This is a genomic window from Halostella sp. PRR32 (assembly GCF_034808085.1).
Classification (GTDB): domain Archaea; phylum Halobacteriota; class Halobacteria; order Halobacteriales; family Natronoarchaeaceae; genus Halostella; species Halostella pelagica.
On the sequence record NZ_JAXHGL010000003.1, the window covers coordinates 658393 to 675944 of the forward strand.

A 17552-nucleotide genomic window follows, 5' to 3' on the forward strand; every position below is an offset into this window, starting at 1 on the left:
GAGCATAGTATGAGCCACGATGAGTTCCCTACTGACGACCCTGCAGTGGTGACGTGCGGGCTGCCGTACGCGAACGGCGACCTGCACATCGGACACCTGCGGACGTACGTCGGCGGCGACGTGTTCTCGCGCGCGCTGGAGACGATCGGTCAGGAGACGGCGTTCGTCTCCGGCTCCGACATGCACGGCACTCCCATCGTCGTCCAGGCCGAACAGGAGGGCGTCGACCCCGAGGAGTTCGCCCTCGACTGGCACGAACAGTACCGCGAGACGTTCCCGAAGTTCGCCGTCGACTTCGACAACTACGGTCACACCCACGACGAGACGAACACGGAACTCACACTCGAAATCGTCGAGAAGTTGGAGGAGGAAGGGTACGTGTACGAGAAGGAGATCAAAGTGGCATGGGACCCCGAGAACGACCAGCCGCTTCCCGACCGCTACGTCGAAGGGACCTGTCCCTACTGCGGCGAGCAGGCCCGCGGCGACGAGTGCGACGAGGGGTGCGGTCGCCATCTCGAACCCGGCGAGATCGAGGATCCGGTCAGCACTATCACCGGCAATCCCGCGGAGTACCGCGACCGGACGCACAAGTTCTTCCGCGTCTCGGAGCTCTCGGACTACCTGACCGAGTTCCTCGACCGCCTCGGAGGGACCTCGAACGCCCAGAACCAGCCCCGCGAGTGGATCGAGTCCGGCCTGCAGGACTGGTGTATCTCCCGCGACCTCGACTGGGGGATCGACTATCCGGGCGAGGAGGACCTCGTGCTGTACGTCTGGGTCGACGCGCCAATCGAGTACGTCGCCTCCACGAAGCAGTACACCGAGCGCGTCGGGAAAGAGGAGTACGACTGGGAGGAACCGTGGAAAGGCGACGGAGAGATCGTCCACATCATCGGCCGGGACATCATCCAGCACCACACCATCTTCTGGCCGGCGATGCTCCGCGTCGCCGACTACAACGAGCCCCGCGCCGTCATGGCGAGCGGGTTCATGACGCTCAACGGTCAGGGCTTTTCCACCTCGCGCAACCGCGCGGTGTGGGCCCGCGAATACCTGGACGAGGGGTTCCACGAGGACCTCCTGCGGTACTATCTCGCCACGAACGGCGGGTTCCAGCAGGACGTCGACTTCTCCTGGGAGAAGTTCCAGGAGCGCGTAAACGGCGAACTCGTCGGCACCGTCGGCAACTTCCTCTACCGGAGCATGCTGTTTGCGTACCGGAACTACGAGGGGACGCCGGACGCCGACGTGTCGGACGAGGTGCGCGAGCGTATCGAGGACGCCGTCGACGAGTTCCGCGGGGCGCTCAACGACTACTCGCCGCGGAAGGCGAGCGAGGCGGCCATCGACCTCTCGCGGTTCGGAAACGAGTACATCCAGCGAAACGAACCCTGGAAGCTCGTCGACGAATCGCCGGACGAGGCCGAGCAGGTCATCCGCGACTGCGTCCAGATCGCCAAGGCCGTCGCGGTCCTGATGGAACCGTTCACGCCGGGCAAGGCCCAGCGCCTCTGGGAGCAACTCGGCGAGAGCGGCAGCGTCGGCGACGCCACGGTCGAGGCGACGCTCGAAGCGCCTCCCGAAACGTTCGACGAACCCGACGAACTGTTCGACCAGATCGAAGACGACCGCGTCGAGGACCTCAACGAGAAACTCGAATCGCGCGTCGAGGAGGCGACCGAAAGCGACGAAAGGGTTGACGAGGAAAGCGAAAACGAGATGTCAGACGAGGACAGCGCGGACGCCGACTTCGAACCGCTCGCCGATGACCGCATCAGCTTCGACGAGTTCAAATCGGTCGACATGCGCGTCGGCCACATCGAAGACGCCGAGGGGATCGAGGGCGCGGACGACCTCGTCCGCCTCGAAGTCGACGTCGGCCCCGAGACCCGCCAGATCGTCGCCGGGCTCAAGCAACTACACGACGTCGACGACCTGCCCGGGACCGACGTGGTCGTCCTCGTCAATCTGGAAGCGGCGGAACTGTTCGGCGTCGAGAGCAACGGCATGGTGCTCGCGGCGGGCGAGCAGGCCGACCTGCTCACCACCCACGAGGACGCCGAGCCGGGGACGAAGATCCGGTAGAGCATCCGGCAGTACGCCGGCTGAAATCCCTTTTCTAACGCGTTACAGTCTGTACGAATCGATCCGCCGCGCCGCGACGAGGTACGCGACGGGGACCGCCGCGAGGACGAGGACGACGAGGAACCAGCCGACCGATTCGAGCGTCGACGCGGACGGTGTGAGACCGAACGGCAACCGCTCGGACAGGAGGACGCTCCCGATTCGACGGGCCGTCAGCGAGGCGGTGAACACGGCACCGACCTGACCGACGGTCAGCAGCAACGAGAACAGGCCGAACGCGGCCTTGCTCGGAAGGACCGCCGACCGTGAAGCCGTCACATCGATCGATTCGAACCGGGGAAACAGCGCCCCGAACCCCGCGGCCAGGACGGAGCCAGCGACGACGCCGACGGGAGCGGCGACAGTGACGGCTACCGCCTCCGCGCGGGGAACCCCCGCGGTGGTCGCGGTCCAGGCGGCCCCGAGCGTCGTCAGCGGTGCGACGAGCAGTACTGCGGCGAGGACCGTCCCGCGGACCGCGGTCCGGCCGTCCGACCGTGCGGTCAGTAGCGTCGGTAGCGTCGCGCCCTGATTGCCGAGCACGTTGAGCGGCGACGCGGCACCCGCCGCCCACGCGCCGTAGAAAACCACCAGCCAGGGCGCGTACCAGGGGAGCGACCCGCTTGTGAGCAACTGCTCGAACAGGGGAAACGCGAACAGCAGGGGCACCGCGACGAACAGCGACTGCATCGGCGCGCGGTAGGCTCGCACCAGCGTCACGGCGGCGACCCCGGCGGTGCCCTGCCGCCGACAGACGGTCGATAGCAGCCGTCCGAGGCGTCCTGCCGGAGCGGTCCCCGCATCTTCGGGTTCTGTCGCCTGCGCGCCGTTGTCTTCCGCGCGGTCGACGTACCACGCGTACCGCGCGGCCCTCACGGTGGCGAGGACGCCCACGGGGAACAGGACGGCGGCCAGCGACACTGCGCCGACGGCCGCAAGCGACGACGCCGACGCTCCCGGCGTGGTGAGCAGTGCGAGGTCGTCGAGCCATCCCAGCGGCGAGGCGAGGACAGCCGGTTCGATGGTTTGGGCGACGGTGACGAACTCGCCGCTGAACATGAGCCAGAAGTAGATCGCGCCCGCGGCGACGCCCAGGACGGGCTTGAGCCGGGAGAGCGTCTCGGACCGCCGGAAGACGCCTTTGAGGAACAGCCCGACCGGATACCCCACTGCGCACGACGAGAACAGGACGACGGCACCGGCCGCGACGCCGCCGGCGAACGGGAGCGGCGTCCCCGCGCCGACAGACAGCCCGGCGTACACGACGGCGACCGGGTAGGCGATCCAGGGGATATACTGGGCCAGACTCGACAGGAAGAGACCGCCCGCGACGTCTTTGGGCGGCCGGATCGTCAACATTCCGTCGGCGTTGTCTACCTCGCCGTAGGAGCCGACGCCGCTGACGACCATGAACGCCGCCAGGAACACCCAGGTAGCGGCCGCGGCGAGGGGTGCGTGGCTCAGAGCGGCGTCGTCGCCCGCCGCGAGCGACGCGCCAACGTCCCGAGCCGCGTCGAACGCGAGCGGAGACACGACGACGAACCCCAGGACGCCGACCGCGAGGAGCGCGAGCCAGACGTCCTGGTCGCGTATCTTGCGGGCCGCCCGACGGAGTTCGGTCTTGGCGATAACGGCGCTGATGGCAAGTGCCGGAAGCGCCCCGTCTCGGGACGACTTGGTTTCGCCCGCGGAACTCATCGTTTAACCGTTCTTTCGCCGTCGTCCGCGGCGACGTCCTCGCGAATGAGGTCGAGAAACGCCGTTTCGAGGTCCACTTCGTTGGTGGACTCCGCGCGCTGTTTCAGCGCCGAGGGCGACCCTTCGGCGACGAGTTCGCCGTCGTCGATGACTCCGACTTCGTCGGCGAGTTCGTCCACCACGGGGAGGATATGCGTCGAGAGGAACACCGTCATGTCCCTCTCGGCGAGTTCGGCGAGGGTGTCCCGCATCGTCCGAGCGGCGCGCGGATCGAGGCCGCTCGTCGGTTCGTCGAGGAGGACCACATCCGGGTCGTGCAGTATCGTCCCGATGACGCCGACTTTCTTTCGCATCCCCGTCGAGTACGATGACACTCGACGGTCGGCGTCGGCCGCGAGGTCGAACCGGTCGAGCAACCGCTCGATGCGGTCGGTCGCCTCGGCCTCGGGGAGTTCGTGCAGGCGGGCGACGTACCGGAGGTGTTCCCGCCCCGTGAGTTCGTCGAACACCGGCGGATCCGCGGGCAAAAAGCCGATCCGCTCAGTGATTCCCGCGCGGTCAGTGAGTGACGCGCCGCTCACCGTCGCGGTGCCCGCCGTCGGCTTCGCCAGCGTTGTTAGCATTCGCATCGTCGTGGTCTTGCCCGCACCGTTCGGGCCGAGGAAGCCGTACACCGTCCCGGACGGGATCGACAGCGACAAGTCGGAGACCGCCACTTCCTCGCCGTACCGTTTCGTGAGTCCGTCGGCGACGATGGCCGCGTTGGTCATCGGTTATCACCCGACTGGAGACGCTGTGGACCGCACGACGCACCGAAGTGCGTCGGTAAACGGTCATCTCTGGAGGTCCGTTCCATGGTCGAATTAAATTCAACGGGGCAACAAATGCATTCCGTACCGGCCCGGAGAAAACGCTCTTCGATACTGCCTTCGGGGGTTGCGGGAGGCCGCGGCGTCAGATATCGTCGACGAGTTCGGCGAAGTTATCGGTATCCTCTATCGCCATCGTCTGGGTGTCGAGGCCGTGGCGTTCGATGGACAGCGCGACCTGGAAGGCGTCGTCCTGGTCCTCTACATCGTATATGACGATGAAATCGTACTCGCCGAGCGTCGCGTAGGACTCTTTGAGTTCGGCGTCGTGGTTGGTCTCTATCTCTGCAGCGATCTCCCCCCACAGCGTCGCGAGTTCCTGTACGTTCTGGAAATCGCGGTCGGTGACCGTCGTCATCGCTGCGTATTTTGGCATGAGCGGGACTGCAACGGCAACGCGGAAAACCGTTCTCCCGACGGCACGCGGAACGCCGTCCTTTTTGACGCAGACGGCGTAGCCGGAACGCATGAGAAACGCGAAGATCGTTTGCACCCTCGGGCCGGCGTCGGACTCGCGGGAGACGATCCGGAATCTGGCGGACGCCGGTATGACGGTGGCCCGCCTCAACGCGAGCCACGGCTCGCACGAGGACCGCGCGGCCCTCGTCGACCGAGTCCGGTCAGTCGACGACGAGACGGAGAACCCGCTCGCAGTGATGGTCGACCTCCAGGGGCCTGAGATACGGACCGCGCCCATCGACGACACCGTTCACCTCGACTCGGGAAGCGAGATCCGGTTCGTTCAGGGCGAAACCGCGACGCCCGAGGAGGTCGGCCTCTCGCTGCCCATCGAGGGCGTCGAACCCGGCGACAGCATCCTGCTCGACGACGGCCGCATCCAGACGACTGTCCAGCGTGTGGAGGGCGACGCGGTCGTGGCCCGCGTCGACGACGGCGGCGACCTCGCCGGTCGGAAGGGCGTCAACATCCCCGGCGTCGACCTCGACCTCGACGTCGTGACGGAGAAAGACCGCAGGGACCTCGAACTCGCCGCGGAGCGTGACGCCGACTTCGTCGCGGCCTCATTCGTCCGCGACGCGGACGACGTGTACGAGGTCGGCGGCGTTCTGGAGGAGCTAAACGCCGACATCCCGATCATCGCCAAGATAGAGCGGGCGGGTGCAGTCGAGAACCTCGACGGGATAATCGACGCCGCGTACGGCGTAATGGTCGCCCGCGGCGACCTCGGCGTTGAGTGCCCGATGGAGGACGTGCCGATGATCCAAAAGCGCATCATCCGGAACTGTCGCGACGCGGGCGTGCCGGTCATCACCGCGACGGAGATGCTCGACTCGATGGTCCACGCCCGTCGGCCGACCCGCGCGGAGGCGTCCGACGTGGCAAACGCCGTCATCGACGGGACCGACGGCGTGATGCTGTCGGGAGAGACCGCCATCGGTGACCACCCCGTTCGCGTCGTCGAGGCGATGGACCGCATCGTTCGGCAGGTCGAACGCAGCGCGGAGTACGAGGAACTGCGCGAGCAGCGCGTCCCGGCCGCCGCGGACGCCCGCACCGACGCGCTCGCGCGGTCGGCCCGCTACCTCGCGCGAGACATCGGCGCGAGCGCTATCGTGGCGGCCAGCGAGTCCGGATACACCGCGCTGAAAACCGCGAAGTTCCGCCCGGGCGTCCCCGTCGTCGCGTCGACGCCGAACGACCGGGTCCGACGGCAACTCGCGCTGTCGTGGGGCGTCAACGCCCAGTACGCGCCCCTCTCCGACGAGGGGGCGGACGCGGTCATCGAGAACGCGGTGCAGGCGGCGCTGAACGCCGGCGTCGCCGAGAGCGGCGATACGGTCGTCGTGCTCTCGGGCATGATGACTGAACTCGAAGGCGCGAGCACGACGAACATGCTCAAGGTCCACGTCGCCGCCGAGACGCTCGCGACGGGCCGGAGCGTGGTCGGCGACCGCGTTATCGGCCCGGTCGCACGCACCGCGGACGGGGACCTGTCGTCGGTGCCGGAGGGAGCGATCCTGACGCTCGACGAGACGTTCGACGGCGAGTTCGCCGGAGACACCGCGAAGTTGGGCGGCGTGGTGGATGCCTCGCCCGGCGTGACCGGCTACCCGGCAATGGTCGCGCGGGAACTCGGGATCCCGATGATAAGCGACGCGACGCTCGAGGTCCCCGACGGAACTGTCGTCACGCTCGACGCCGAGCGCGGCGTCGTCTACGAGGGTGACGTCGCGTCGGCAGAGGCGGACCGAATCCGCTGACCGCGGTGTCGACCCGCGGACTTTTCACTCCGGCGGGGGAACGACCAGCTATGACCGCAGGTCCGGGAGCCGACGGCGGTGACGACGCCGCACTCGACGACAGAAGCCCCGCGTCCGACGGCGAGAACGGAGCGGGAGACAGCGAACCCACCACGCCCGACGAGCGGAGCGACGCGACCGACGATGAACGAACTGACCGCGACGGGGAGTCCGACGGATGGAAGTTCGGACTCGACGAGGTCGACGAGGACGGCGTCGTCGACGACCGGGAGTCGATAGAACCGGGGTCGCCGACGCTCGAGAACTCCCTTTTCGTCCTCCTCGGCGCTCTCGTTACGATCGGGATCATCGTCCGCGTAGCGATGGTTTTCGCCGTCTGACCCGATCGGAGCGCTCGGCGCTTCGATCCTGGGATGTCCTGCAAAACTGTTAATCAACAGGGGTTCTAACAGTCTGACATGGCCCCGACTCTACTGCAGGTCCTGGGCGGTGAGGGCAGTCTCCCCCTCCTGTTGACCGTCGCAGGATTTATACTCGTCATCATGGAGGCGTTCGCTCCGGGCGCGCATTTCATCGTTCTCGGTGTCGCCCTGCTCCTGGCTGGACTCCTCGGTCTCGCGCTCGGCAGTCTGGCGTCGCCGCTCGTTCTCGCCGGTCTCGTGTTCGCTATCGGGGCGGTCTCGCTGTTCGTCTACCGCGAGTTCGACTTCTACGGCGGCAAAGGGGCCGGCCAGACCAGCGACTCTGACGACCTCGCCGGCAAGACCGGCCGTGTCACCGAGCGAGTGACCGAAACGGGTGGCGAGGTAAAACTCAAAAACGCCGGGTTCAACCCCTACTACCGGGCTCGAAGCCTGGACGGCGACATCGACGAGGGCGAGGAGGTCATCGTCGTCGACCCCGGTGGCGGGAACGTCGTCACCGTCCAGTCGGTCGAAACTGACCAACGGGACAACATAGACCGTGAACTCGCCCGCGAACGCGCCGGCGAGAGCGACTCGCCCGACGACGCGTCGACGAGCGGTGACGCCGGTGACGGGGCGATCGGCGACGACGCACCTGCGGACGACGATACCGATCTTGACGGCTCAGACACGGACTCCATCGAAACGGACGCCGAGCGAGAGAGTACGGGCTAACGTCAGCGGTCAACGCCTTTCAACACGGGAACGCTTTTTACGTCCCTGTCCTAAGGTAACAATATGTCGTCACTGACAGTCCTGCAATCGGGGCTCGCGCCCAGTCTGACGCTCGTCGCCCTGCTGTTTCTGGTGCTAGCGATCGTCACCGTATACAGCATGGTCGAGATCGTCGACGCGACCGAGAAGCGAGCGTTGACGGTGTTCGGCGAGTACCGGAAGCTGCTCGAACCCGGTATCAACATCGTTCCGCCGTTCGTCAGCAACACGCACCGCTTCGACATGCGGACACAGACACTCGACGTCCCTCGACAGGAAGCGATCACGCGTGACAACTCCCCCGTCACGGCCGACGCCGTCGTGTACATCAAGGTGATGGACGCGAAGAAAGCCTTTCTCGAAGTCGAAGATTACAAGCGCGCCGTCTCCAACCTCGCCCAGACGACGCTTCGTGCCGTCCTGGGCGACATGGAACTCGACGACACGCTGAACAAGCGCCAGCAGATCAACTCGAAGATCCGCACGGAACTCGACGAGCCCACGGACGAGTGGGGGATCCGCGTCGAGAGTGTGGAGGTCCGCGAGGTCAACCCCTCGAAAGACGTTCAGCAGGCGATGGAGCAACAGACGTCCGCGGAGCGCCGCCGCCGCGCCATGATCCTCGAAGCGCAGGGTGAACGACGGAGCGCCGTCGAAGAGGCGGAAGGCGAGAAGCAGTCCAACATCATCCGCGCGCAGGGTGAAAAGCAGAGCCAGATCCTCGAAGCGCAGGGTGATGCTGTGTCGACCGTCCTTCGCGCCAAGTCGGCGGAGTCGATGGGCGAACGCGCCGTCATCGACAAAGGAATGGAGACGCTCGAATCCATCGGACACGGCGAGTCCACCACGTTCGTCATGCCGCAGGAACTCACCTCGTTGGTCGGTCGGTACGGCAAGCACCTAACCGGCAGCGACGTGAAGGGGAACGGCGACGTTCTCAACAGCCTCGACTTCGACGAGGAAACCCGGCAGATGCTCGGTCTGGACGATATCGACAAGATCCTCGGCCAGATCGACGAGGAGGCAGAGATGGACGTCGAAGCGATGGAACAGGAGGCCCAGGCCATCAAGGAGGGTCAGGACCCGGCCGATATCCGCGACCCCAACAAGGTCATAGAGGAGATGGACAAGGACTTCGAGGGCGAGGAACGAACCGAGGGCGAGTCGACTGACGACTAGCGAAGACATTATACGCCCCACGGTGCAAGAGCGAGTGAATGCCCGGTTCCCGCGACGTCGACGAGAGCAAGCGTGCCACGCTTCGGCGGTTCGCCGCGTTCGGAGCGGCGAGTCCGCTGACGCGGTTCCGAGACGACGCTGACGACGGGGACCGGAACGACGCCCGCGACGCTATCGCCGGCTATCTCACGACGACGCCGGGCGCACACTTCTCCAAGGTCCGTGACGACCTCCAGCTAGGCACAGGCGAAACCCAGCACCACCTCCGGGAACTGGAATCGAACGGAGCCGTCGAGAGCCGGAAAGACGGCGACTATCGGCGGTTTTTCCCCGCCGGCCGGTTTTCGGAGTTCGAACAGGTGGCGCTGGGCTACCTCCGACGGGATACGGCCCGCGGAATGTTGCTCGAACTCCTCCGAACTCCTGATGCCACCGGGTCCGATCTGGCGAACGCACTGGACGTTTCACGTCCGACAGTCAGCAAGTACGCGGGCGAACTGGAGACTGCGGGACTGCTATCACGCGAGGACGGGTACGCCGTCGAGGAGCCCGAGACGGTGCTGACGCTTCTCGTCCGGTACGCCGACTCGTTCGACGCGGACGCGGTTGCCTTCGCGGCGACGGCGGACGACCTGATCCGGTTCGACCCCTGAAATTTTCCCGCTCGACGGCACACCGTTGGCGAAGGACACCGTTGCCGTACCGGCGGAAACTGGGAACTCGGGCCGGCCGTCCTCGCACATCTCTCCGACAGCTACCGGACAGTCAACCTGAACCGGGGGAACGCGGCGAGGAGACCGCCGGCGTGTATCCCCGCTGAACGACGCCGTCCGGATCGTTCGGTGCGCCGTCGAACTCGGCTTCGACAGCAACGAGCGATTCTGGGCGATCACCGGCGACACGACGGCCACGCTACCGAGTGCGGACATCGCCGAACGACTGTACTCAGATGGAACGACGAGCGTCGCTGTCAGGACACGAGAGCCTGATCAGCGCGGAAAAAGCGGAGACCGTTCTGGGGTGGACCGCCGAGCGGTCGTGGCGGGACCTGCGGTGACCGACCGTTAGTTCGGAGGGTTTGTCGTAACTGTGTATCGGTATTCGCCGACCCCCGTCGAAGAGACCGAACTGAATCACGACAGTTCCTATTAGACGCTGACTTTCCAGGTCGTACTGGAGGAGTATCCCCACTTCTCGACGTCCACGTCGCACGTTCCGTTCTGGATGGCGGTCATGTTGGTGCCGACTTCCTTCGCGGTCATGTCGAGTTCGTCGCCGATGAGTCGCGATTTGAAGTAGGTCTTCGTCTCGGCTTTCTCGCGGAGATACTGGAGGATGCGCGACTGCTTGTCGTTCAGGTCGGCGGTCGTGGAGGCGGTTGTGCTCATACTTACTCCGATGGTAGTTGCACCCTTAGTGGGTTTGGTACACGAGGTTAATCCGCCGCAGTCTTGCGATTATCAACATCCGTAATCGGCGTCCGAACCGAGAACGACGACCGGTTGGTACGGGAAGGAAACCGGGGCTTACCGGCGCAGTCGAACCGAAAGCAGAGGAGGAGTTCCCGAAACAGCGGCGACACGATCCGGATTCGAACCGGGTGCAGAGAGTGCGATCACGGCCCCGTTGCGTCTCCGAATCCAGAAAGTTCTTGGTCGCACGCCCGCGACTGGCGACAATGAATCGACGGGCGGTCGAAGTCAGCGTCGTCCTCCCCGCGTACAACGAGGAGGCGACGATCCGTTCCACGGTCGAGACGACCGTGGCCGCGCTCGCCGGCTTTCTCCCGCGGGACGGGTTCGAGGTGATCGTCGCGGAGGACGGCTGTGACGACCGCACCCCCGAGATCGCGGACGAACTCGCGGCCGACGACGAGCGCGTTCGGCATTTCCACAGCGACGAGCGACTCGGACGCGGCGGTGCGCTCGAACGCGCGTTCGAGGCCGCCGAGGGGGAGACGCTGGTCTATTTCGACACAGACCTGGCGACGGACATGCGCCACCTCGAAGAACTCGTCGAGAGCGTCCGATCGGGCGAGTACGACGTGGCGACGGGGTCGCGGTGGATCGACGGTCGGGAGGCCGACCGTCCGGCGAAACGGGGCGTACCGAGCAAGGGGTTCAACTTCCTCGTTCGCCGCTTTCTGTCGTCGTCGCTGCGGGACCATCAGTGCGGGTTCAAGGCGTTCGACCGGGACGCGCTGTTTGCGCTTCTCGACGACGTGGAGGACGACCACTGGTTCTGGGACACCGAGGTACTCGTCCGCGCCCAGCGGGCGGGCTACCGCATCAAGGAGTTCCCCGTCGAGTGGACGCCGAAAGGCGACACGAAAGTCGACCTCGTCCGGGACGTGTTCGGGATGGGGAGCCAGATCCTTCGAACCTGGTGGCAAGTCGCCGTCAGCCCCCGGATCGACCGCCGCGTAACCGTCGTCACTGGGACGCTGCTGACGGTCGTGGCGATAGCCCTGATGACCCAGTATCTCGACCCGTCGACGGTGCTTTCTCACGTGGCTGCCGCCGACCGCGGGCTGGTCGCTCTGTCCGCGGTGATCTACCTGCTCTCGTGGCCGCTCCGCGGGGCGCGCTACCGCGATATCCTTACGGAACTGGGGTATACGGAACGGATAGGCTTCCTGACGGGGGCCATATTCATCAGTCAGACCGGGAACCTCGTGTTCCCCGCCCGAGCGGGCGACGCTGTCCGGGCGTACGTCGTGAAGGCCCGGCGGTCGATCCCGTACCCGACAGGGTTCGCGTCGTTGGCCGTCGAGCGCGTGTTCGACCTCCTCACCATCACGGCGCTCGCGGGCAGCGTTCTGATCGGTCTCGTCGTGACCGGTGAGGCGGGCACACTCCAGTCGGCCGTCCTCGGCACCGACAGCGAAAGCGGGCGGCTCGCAGTCGCCGTGGCGGCCGGGGTCGGCGGAGCCGCAATCGCCGCCGTTGCGCTCATCGTCGCCACCGCGCGCTCGGACCGGAACCTCGTCCGCGAAGGCGTCTCTCGCCTCAGTTCGGACAGCTATGCGCGGTACGTATCGGGCGTGATAGAGCAGTTCGCCGGCGACGTTCAGACGGTCGCGAGCGACAGTCGCTCCTTCGCTCGGGTAGGCATAACCAGCCTCCTCATCTGGGGGCTTGACGTAGTGACGGCTATTGTCGTGCTGGCGGCGTTCGACGGCGTCTCGCTCGCGCTTCCGACGCTCGTCGCCGTCGGATTCTTCGCCGTCAGCGTGGGCAACCTCGCCAAGGTGTTGCCGCTCTCGCCGGGAGGCGTCGGGCTGTACGAAGGGGCGTTCACCGTGCTGGTCGTCGGTCTGACGCCGATAGGCTGGTCCGTCGCCGTCGGCGCGGCCATCGTCGACCACGCGGTGAAAAACGCCGTCACCGTGGTCGGCGGCCTCGCGTCGATGATCGCGCTCAACGTGTCGCTGACGACGGCCGTCGAAGAGAGCGCCGAGGCCCGCGAGAGCCCCACAGCCGACACCGAATGACGATAGCAATCACTGAAAGTCAATGTACACCAGATCACACGACTGCGATGCGATCTGCGTGTAAACCGTTTCAGTAATCACTATCGTACTTGTCCGTGACGAACGGCCCCAGCGCCCCGGCGACGGCGTGGGTCAGCGCTGACTCCCTGTCGATAATACCGTTCGTCAGCGCACCCGCTGCGCCCTGGCGCTCCGCGACGTTCTCGGCGTCGAGCAGGTCGTCCATCACGGGCCCGAGTTCCTCGCCGGCGCGCACGCGCTCTGCCACGTCGTCGGGTAGACGGAGGCTCGGCCCCCCGCCGCGGCCCGTCCGGACGCCGTCGGTGACGGCCGCCCACATGACGAGAAAGAGGTCGTTACCGCCATCGATAGTCGCGACGCCGCCTTCAATGCCGACGCCGAGGTCGTACTCACCGGAACGGAGCGCTCGTCGGGCGCGGTTTTTCGCACCGTCGACTGTCTCACCGTGTCCGCGCGGTTGTTCGCTCACACCCGATTCGACTGGGACCGGAACGATATCGACGTTGCCGAGGCCTGCAAACGCCGCTTCGGTCGCTTTGACTTTCACCGGGTTCTCGCTTCCCAGGCTGACGCGCATACTGTACTGACGGGATCTCGTCGGTGAAGAATGTCGTGGGGTTGTCCCCGAAACGGCGGAAACAGGGCCGTCCGACAGCGACACTCGACTAACGCCGAGTACCGCTCCGTTTGTGGGGTCGATCATCCTGTTTGAATCTTTCCTTTATTACCGCTCAAACCGCTACGGATAGCCGTTTCACCGGTAACTTCTTCGAAATACCGAAACGTTTATATGAGGTCGTTCCAAAGTCCGTACAAGGAACCATCTCCGGGATTTTTCCATCGAATCCTGCCCGGACAGCTTCCGCCCTCTCGTACAAATGACCGAGAACACCCGAACACGCGCACGCAACCAAGCGGACGAAAGCGAGACCGAAACACAGGACGAGACGCTGTCGTGTCCCGAATGCGGGGGGCAGCTCGTCAACGACGAAGAACACGGCGAGACGGTCTGTAACGACTGCGGTCTCGTCGTCGAGGAAGATTCGGTCGACCGCGGTCCGGAATGGCGTGCGTTCGACGCACAGGAGAAAAACCAGAAGAGTCGGGTCGGCGCGCCCACGACGAACACGATGCACGACAAGGGCCTGTCGACCAACATCGACTGGCGCAACAAGGACGCATACGGCAACTCCCTCGGCTCGCGCCAGCGCGAGAAGATGCAGCGTCTTCGCAAGTGGAACGAGCGCTTCCGGACCCGGGACAGCAAGGAGCGCAACCTGAAGCAGGCGCTCGGCGAGATCGACCGGATGGCGTCGGCGCTTGGCCTCCCGGAGAACGTCCGTGAGACCGCGTCCGTCATCTACCGCCGCGCACTCGAAGAGGACCTGCTGCCGGGCCGCTCTATCGAGGGCGTCTCAACCGCTTGCGTTTACGCCGCCGCGCGCCAGGCTGGCGTGCCGCGCAGTCTCGACGAAATCGCCGAAGTGAGCCGCGTCGAGAAAAACGAGGTCGCCCGCACGTACCGCTACGTCGTCCGGGAACTGGGCCTGCAGGTCCAGCCGGCCGACCCCGAGAGCTACGTCCCGCGGTTCGCGTCGGGGCTCGACCTCTCGGACGAGGCCGAACACCGCGCCCGAAAGCTGCTCCAGAACGCCAAGGAGAAGGGCGTCCACAGCGGCAAGTCGCCGGTCGGCCTCGCGGCCGCCGCCGTCTACGCCGCAGCCCTGCTGACCAACGAGAAGACCACGCAGGCCGCCGTCAGCGAGGTCGCGGACATCTCCGAGGTCACCATCCGCAACCGCTACCACGAGTTGCTCGAAGCCGAAGAGAGTCTGGGTCTGGCATAGCGGCCGTTTGCGCTGCGGTCGCGCGTCTTCGGCGCTCCCGCGACAAAAACTCGACCGAACCTACTCCCGTTTCACTTCGCTCGCTATGCTCGCGCCGTTCACTCGTCGTGCTCAAAACCCGCGTATTTTTGCCATCGCGGAAATCGAAGGTTTCCACTGAGACCGATCGCGGGAATCACGCTCGTCCGCTGGCCTGCCCTTCCCCGTACACGGACACGCTCCGCCCTGCAGAGCGGTCCGTCTCGGCCGGCATAGTCCGCCAAGCGCATCACTGGCAGCTCTCTCCTAGTCCGTCGAATCGAACATATGGTTCCTGACAGTGAGACAGCGTCTCGCGGGCACTTGACTCACGAAACGTATATCCGTCATCGCAACTGGTGTTCTGGTAATGACTGACCTCCAGTACAAGTGTACGAACTGCAGTCGCGAACTGAGCTACCAGACCACCAAACACAACGGCTGTCCGGACTGCGGGTTCGTACCGCTCCACAGCGCGGACTGATCCGAGTCCAGCGACGACGGACAGTCGTTCGGAAGACGATCACAGCGGGCCGTACGCACACCCTGCAGCGAAACATCCCCTTTTTGCCGCACGCGCTCCAGATCTAACCATGAACTTCGACTCCTTCGTCCTCGCGGCGGCGACCGCCGACCTCGACGACGAGGCAGCCGCTCGCGAACACGCAGACGCCGTCGAGTTCCGGATGGACCTCGCGGACGACCCGCTGGACCAACTCGACGCGTACGACGGCGTCCTCCCGATCATCGCTACCAACCGCGCCGAGTGGGAGGGCGGTGAAGCCGACGACGCCGGCCGCCTCGATGACCTCGCGACGGCATCGGAGTACGACATCGTCGAGGCCGTCGACGTGGAACTGAACGCCGTGCGACACGGCGGCGGCAGCGGCGTGGTCGAACACGCCAGGGACCACGACGCCACCGCCATCGCGTCGCTACACGATTTCGACGGGACGCCCACGGCAGACGAGATGCGGGAGATGCTCGCCGACGCCGTGGCCAACGCCGACGTTGGCAAGCTAGCCGTCACGGCGACCGACCCCGCCGACGTGCTGACGGTGCTGATGCTCACCCGGGAGTTCACCGCGCAGGGCGAGACGGTTGCGACGATGGCGATGGGTGAGCCCGGCCGTCACTCACGGGCCGTCGCACCGGTGTACGGGTCCAGTATTGGCTATGCGCCGGTCCACTCCGACGAGGCGACCGCGCCCGGCCAGTACGACCTGGCGACGCTTCGTGACCTGGTCGAGCAGTTGCGCTCGAAACCCGAAGCTTAACCATCGGCCGGTTGGTATGAGCGGGCAACATGGGTCGTTTACGGTCAGCGGTCGCAGTCGGCCTCGCGCTTCTGTTTCCCGGTCTGGGACACCTGTACCTGCGTCAGTGGGTGCGGGCGATACTCTGGTCGGCGCTCTGGATCCTGGCGGCGCTGCTTTTGCTCCCCGACCCGGCGACGGGCGGAACGTCGGCGGAACGGATGCTGTCGACCGTCGAGAGCATGTCGCTTCAGGCGCAGTTCGTCCTGCTGTCGCTGATACTGTTCAACGTGATCGACGCCTTCGTCATCTCGGTCCAGCAGGCGCGGTACGACCCGGACGCGGTCCACTGTCCGCAGTGCGGCGGGGAAATCGACGAGGACATCGACTTCTGTCACTGGTGTACAACGCGTCTCGGCAACCCGAGCGAGGAGGAGTCGACTACTTTTCGATGATGCTCTCCTCGACTGCCTCGCCGAAGTGACGGGCAGTGTCCTCGTAGTAGACTTTGAGTCGGTCGTCCGTTTCGAGGTCGGTGACGGCCTTGCGACCGTCCTCGGCGGCGACTTTGACGGTCTCCGCGTTCTGTATGAGCGTCTCGAAGCGGTCGCCGTTATCGGCTTCTAGTTCGACCCGGAACATCGGGCGCTGTTCGATCTTCGCCCGACCGACGATGGCCTCTCTAGTGTTTCCGTCAGTGTCGACTATCTGGACTTCGTCGCCGCTGCGGATCTCCGAGAGGTATTTCGTGCCGCCGTCGGGCGTGCGGACGTACGCGTGAACCGCGCCGGCGTTGACGCGGAACGGGCGCGAGGCAACGTACGGCGACTCGGCGGTCTCGGCGTGGACGAACACGAGGCCGCGGGACATCGACCCGACGAGCATTCCCTCGTCGTGGTCCATCAGCGACCCCGTGTCGACGCAGACGCGGTCGGCGCTCCCGGCGCGTTCGACCTCGCGCACGGTCGCCCACTCCAGGTCGAGCGTCTCGCGTTCGGCCTCGTCGCGCACGGCGACGGTCTCTCGTATCTGGTCTGGGTCGTCGGTGTCAAGCAACACGGCGTCCGCGCCGATCTCCAGCGTTTCGAAGGCGGTCTTCGCCTCCTCCGCCGTCGTGACGCCGGCGATCAGTTCCGTCTCGTCGCCGATGCGGGCGATGAGGTTCTCCAGCGGAATGATCGTCCAGTCCTCGCCGACGACGATAGTGTAGTCTGCCTCGTCCGCGGCGGCCTCGGCGAACGCCTCGTACTCCTCGTCGAAGATGCGGACGTACGCGCCGTTCGCCCGTTCGTCATCGCGGCGCAGCGTCGACAGGTCGGCCGACCCGGAGTAGTCGGCAGGTAGGTCGACCGTCCCGTCGCCCTCGCCGTCCTTGCCGACGACGTAGGCGTCGGCCTCCGCCGCGTCCTCGGACTCGGGGTCGTCGATCACGTCCACGTCCCCACCGGTACGGAACGCGGCCACGTTGACATCGCCGAGTTCGCGCACTCGCCCGACGTCGCCTTCGTCGACGAGTACCCAGTCCACGCCGGACTCCAGACCGGCGGTGATCCGCCTGCGTCGCGCATCCCAGTCGCCGACGCTCTCGTCGGCTTTGAGCCACACTGATCGTGTCATATTGCACCACTCGAATGGGGCGGGCAT

General features: G+C 65.7%; 16 protein-coding genes. 10 read left to right on the forward strand and 6 right to left on the reverse strand.

The window, feature by feature from the left end; all coding sequences use genetic code 11:
• Positions 1-9: 9 nt before the first annotated feature.
• The gene (metG, locus tag SM753_RS13190; protein ID WP_323191943.1) at positions 10-2088 is read left to right on the forward strand and encodes a methionine--tRNA ligase; all 2079 of its coding nucleotides are present in this window, start codon (positions 10-12) and stop codon (positions 2086-2088) included.
• Between the two features lie 42 nt (positions 2089-2130).
• Here metG and SM753_RS13195 read toward each other — a convergent pair whose 3' ends face one another.
• From SM753_RS13195 to SM753_RS13205, 3 genes are all read right to left on the reverse strand, one after another.
• Positions 2131-3825, reverse strand: a complete 1695-nt coding sequence (locus SM753_RS13195) for a hypothetical protein (RefSeq protein ID WP_323191944.1) — start codon at positions 3823-3825, stop codon at positions 2131-2133.
• Complete coding sequence (locus tag SM753_RS13200; RefSeq protein WP_323191945.1) at positions 3822-4595, reverse strand: ABC transporter ATP-binding protein; 774 nt, start codon at positions 4593-4595, stop codon at positions 3822-3824. The genes SM753_RS13195 and SM753_RS13200 overlap by 4 nt, the downstream gene beginning before the upstream one ends.
• A gap of 184 nt (positions 4596-4779) precedes the next feature.
• Positions 4780-5070, reverse strand: coding sequence for a GYD domain-containing protein (locus SM753_RS13205; protein WP_323191946.1), 291 nt, complete (start codon positions 5068-5070; stop codon positions 4780-4782).
• A 91-nt stretch (positions 5071-5161) separates the two neighbouring features.
• Here SM753_RS13205 and pyk point away from each other — a divergent pair, with 91 nt between their 5' ends.
• The 5 genes from pyk to SM753_RS13230 all read left to right on the forward strand — a co-directional run bounded on the left by pyk (position 5162) and on the right by SM753_RS13230 (position 9926).
• A complete protein-coding gene (pyk, locus tag SM753_RS13210; RefSeq protein WP_323191947.1) occupies positions 5162-6916 on the forward strand; it encodes a pyruvate kinase in 1755 nt (584 codons plus the stop codon).
• Between the two features lie 50 nt (positions 6917-6966).
• Complete coding sequence (locus SM753_RS13215) at positions 6967-7296, forward strand: hypothetical protein (protein ID WP_323191948.1); 330 nt, start codon at positions 6967-6969, stop codon at positions 7294-7296.
• Between the two features lie 78 nt (positions 7297-7374).
• Positions 7375-8055, forward strand: coding sequence for an NfeD family protein (locus tag SM753_RS13220; RefSeq protein ID WP_323191949.1), 681 nt, complete (start codon positions 7375-7377; stop codon positions 8053-8055).
• A gap of 63 nt (positions 8056-8118) precedes the next feature.
• Entirely contained in the window at positions 8119-9273 is a 1155-nt protein-coding gene (locus SM753_RS13225; protein WP_323191950.1) for an SPFH domain-containing protein, read from the forward strand.
• Between the two features lie 38 nt (positions 9274-9311).
• Complete coding sequence (locus tag SM753_RS13230) at positions 9312-9926, forward strand: MarR family transcriptional regulator (RefSeq protein WP_323191951.1); 615 nt, start codon at positions 9312-9314, stop codon at positions 9924-9926.
• 495 nt (positions 9927-10421) lie between these two features.
• On the opposite strand, the gene SM753_RS13235 is transcribed toward SM753_RS13230, so the two are convergent.
• Entirely contained in the window at positions 10422-10661 is a 240-nt protein-coding gene (locus SM753_RS13235) for a hypothetical protein (RefSeq protein WP_135533408.1), read from the reverse strand.
• A 290-nt stretch (positions 10662-10951) separates the two neighbouring features.
• Between SM753_RS13235 and SM753_RS13240 the strand changes: the two genes are divergently transcribed.
• Entirely contained in the window at positions 10952-12766 is a 1815-nt protein-coding gene (locus SM753_RS13240) for a flippase-like domain-containing protein (protein WP_323191952.1), read from the forward strand.
• Positions 12767-12836: 70 nt separating this feature from the next.
• Here SM753_RS13240 and yjjX read toward each other — a convergent pair whose 3' ends face one another.
• Positions 12837-13364 (reverse strand): inosine/xanthosine triphosphatase, encoded by a 528-nt coding sequence (gene yjjX, locus SM753_RS13245; protein WP_323191953.1) that lies wholly within the window; start codon positions 13362-13364, stop codon positions 12837-12839.
• Between the two features lie 301 nt (positions 13365-13665).
• On the opposite strand from yjjX, the gene SM753_RS13250 reads away from it, so the two are divergent.
• The 3 genes from SM753_RS13250 to SM753_RS13260 all read left to right on the forward strand — a co-directional run bounded on the left by SM753_RS13250 (position 13666) and on the right by SM753_RS13260 (position 16363).
• Entirely contained in the window at positions 13666-14634 is a 969-nt protein-coding gene (locus SM753_RS13250) for a transcription initiation factor IIB family protein (RefSeq protein ID WP_135533405.1), read from the forward strand.
• 611 nt (positions 14635-15245) lie between these two features.
• Positions 15246-15929 (forward strand): type I 3-dehydroquinate dehydratase, encoded by a 684-nt coding sequence (locus tag SM753_RS13255; RefSeq protein WP_138796990.1) that lies wholly within the window; start codon positions 15246-15248, stop codon positions 15927-15929.
• Positions 15930-15958: 29 nt separating this feature from the next.
• Positions 15959-16363, forward strand: a complete 405-nt coding sequence (locus SM753_RS13260) for a zinc ribbon domain-containing protein (RefSeq protein ID WP_323191954.1) — start codon at positions 15959-15961, stop codon at positions 16361-16363.
• On the opposite strand, the gene SM753_RS13265 is transcribed toward SM753_RS13260, so the two are convergent.
• Positions 16350-17525 carry a 3-dehydroquinate synthase II gene (locus SM753_RS13265; protein WP_323191955.1) on the reverse strand — a complete coding sequence of 392 codons (1176 nt, stop codon included), beginning with the start codon at positions 17523-17525 and terminating at the stop codon, positions 16350-16352. The genes SM753_RS13260 and SM753_RS13265 overlap by 14 nt on opposite strands.
• Positions 17526-17552 lie beyond the last annotated feature (27 nt).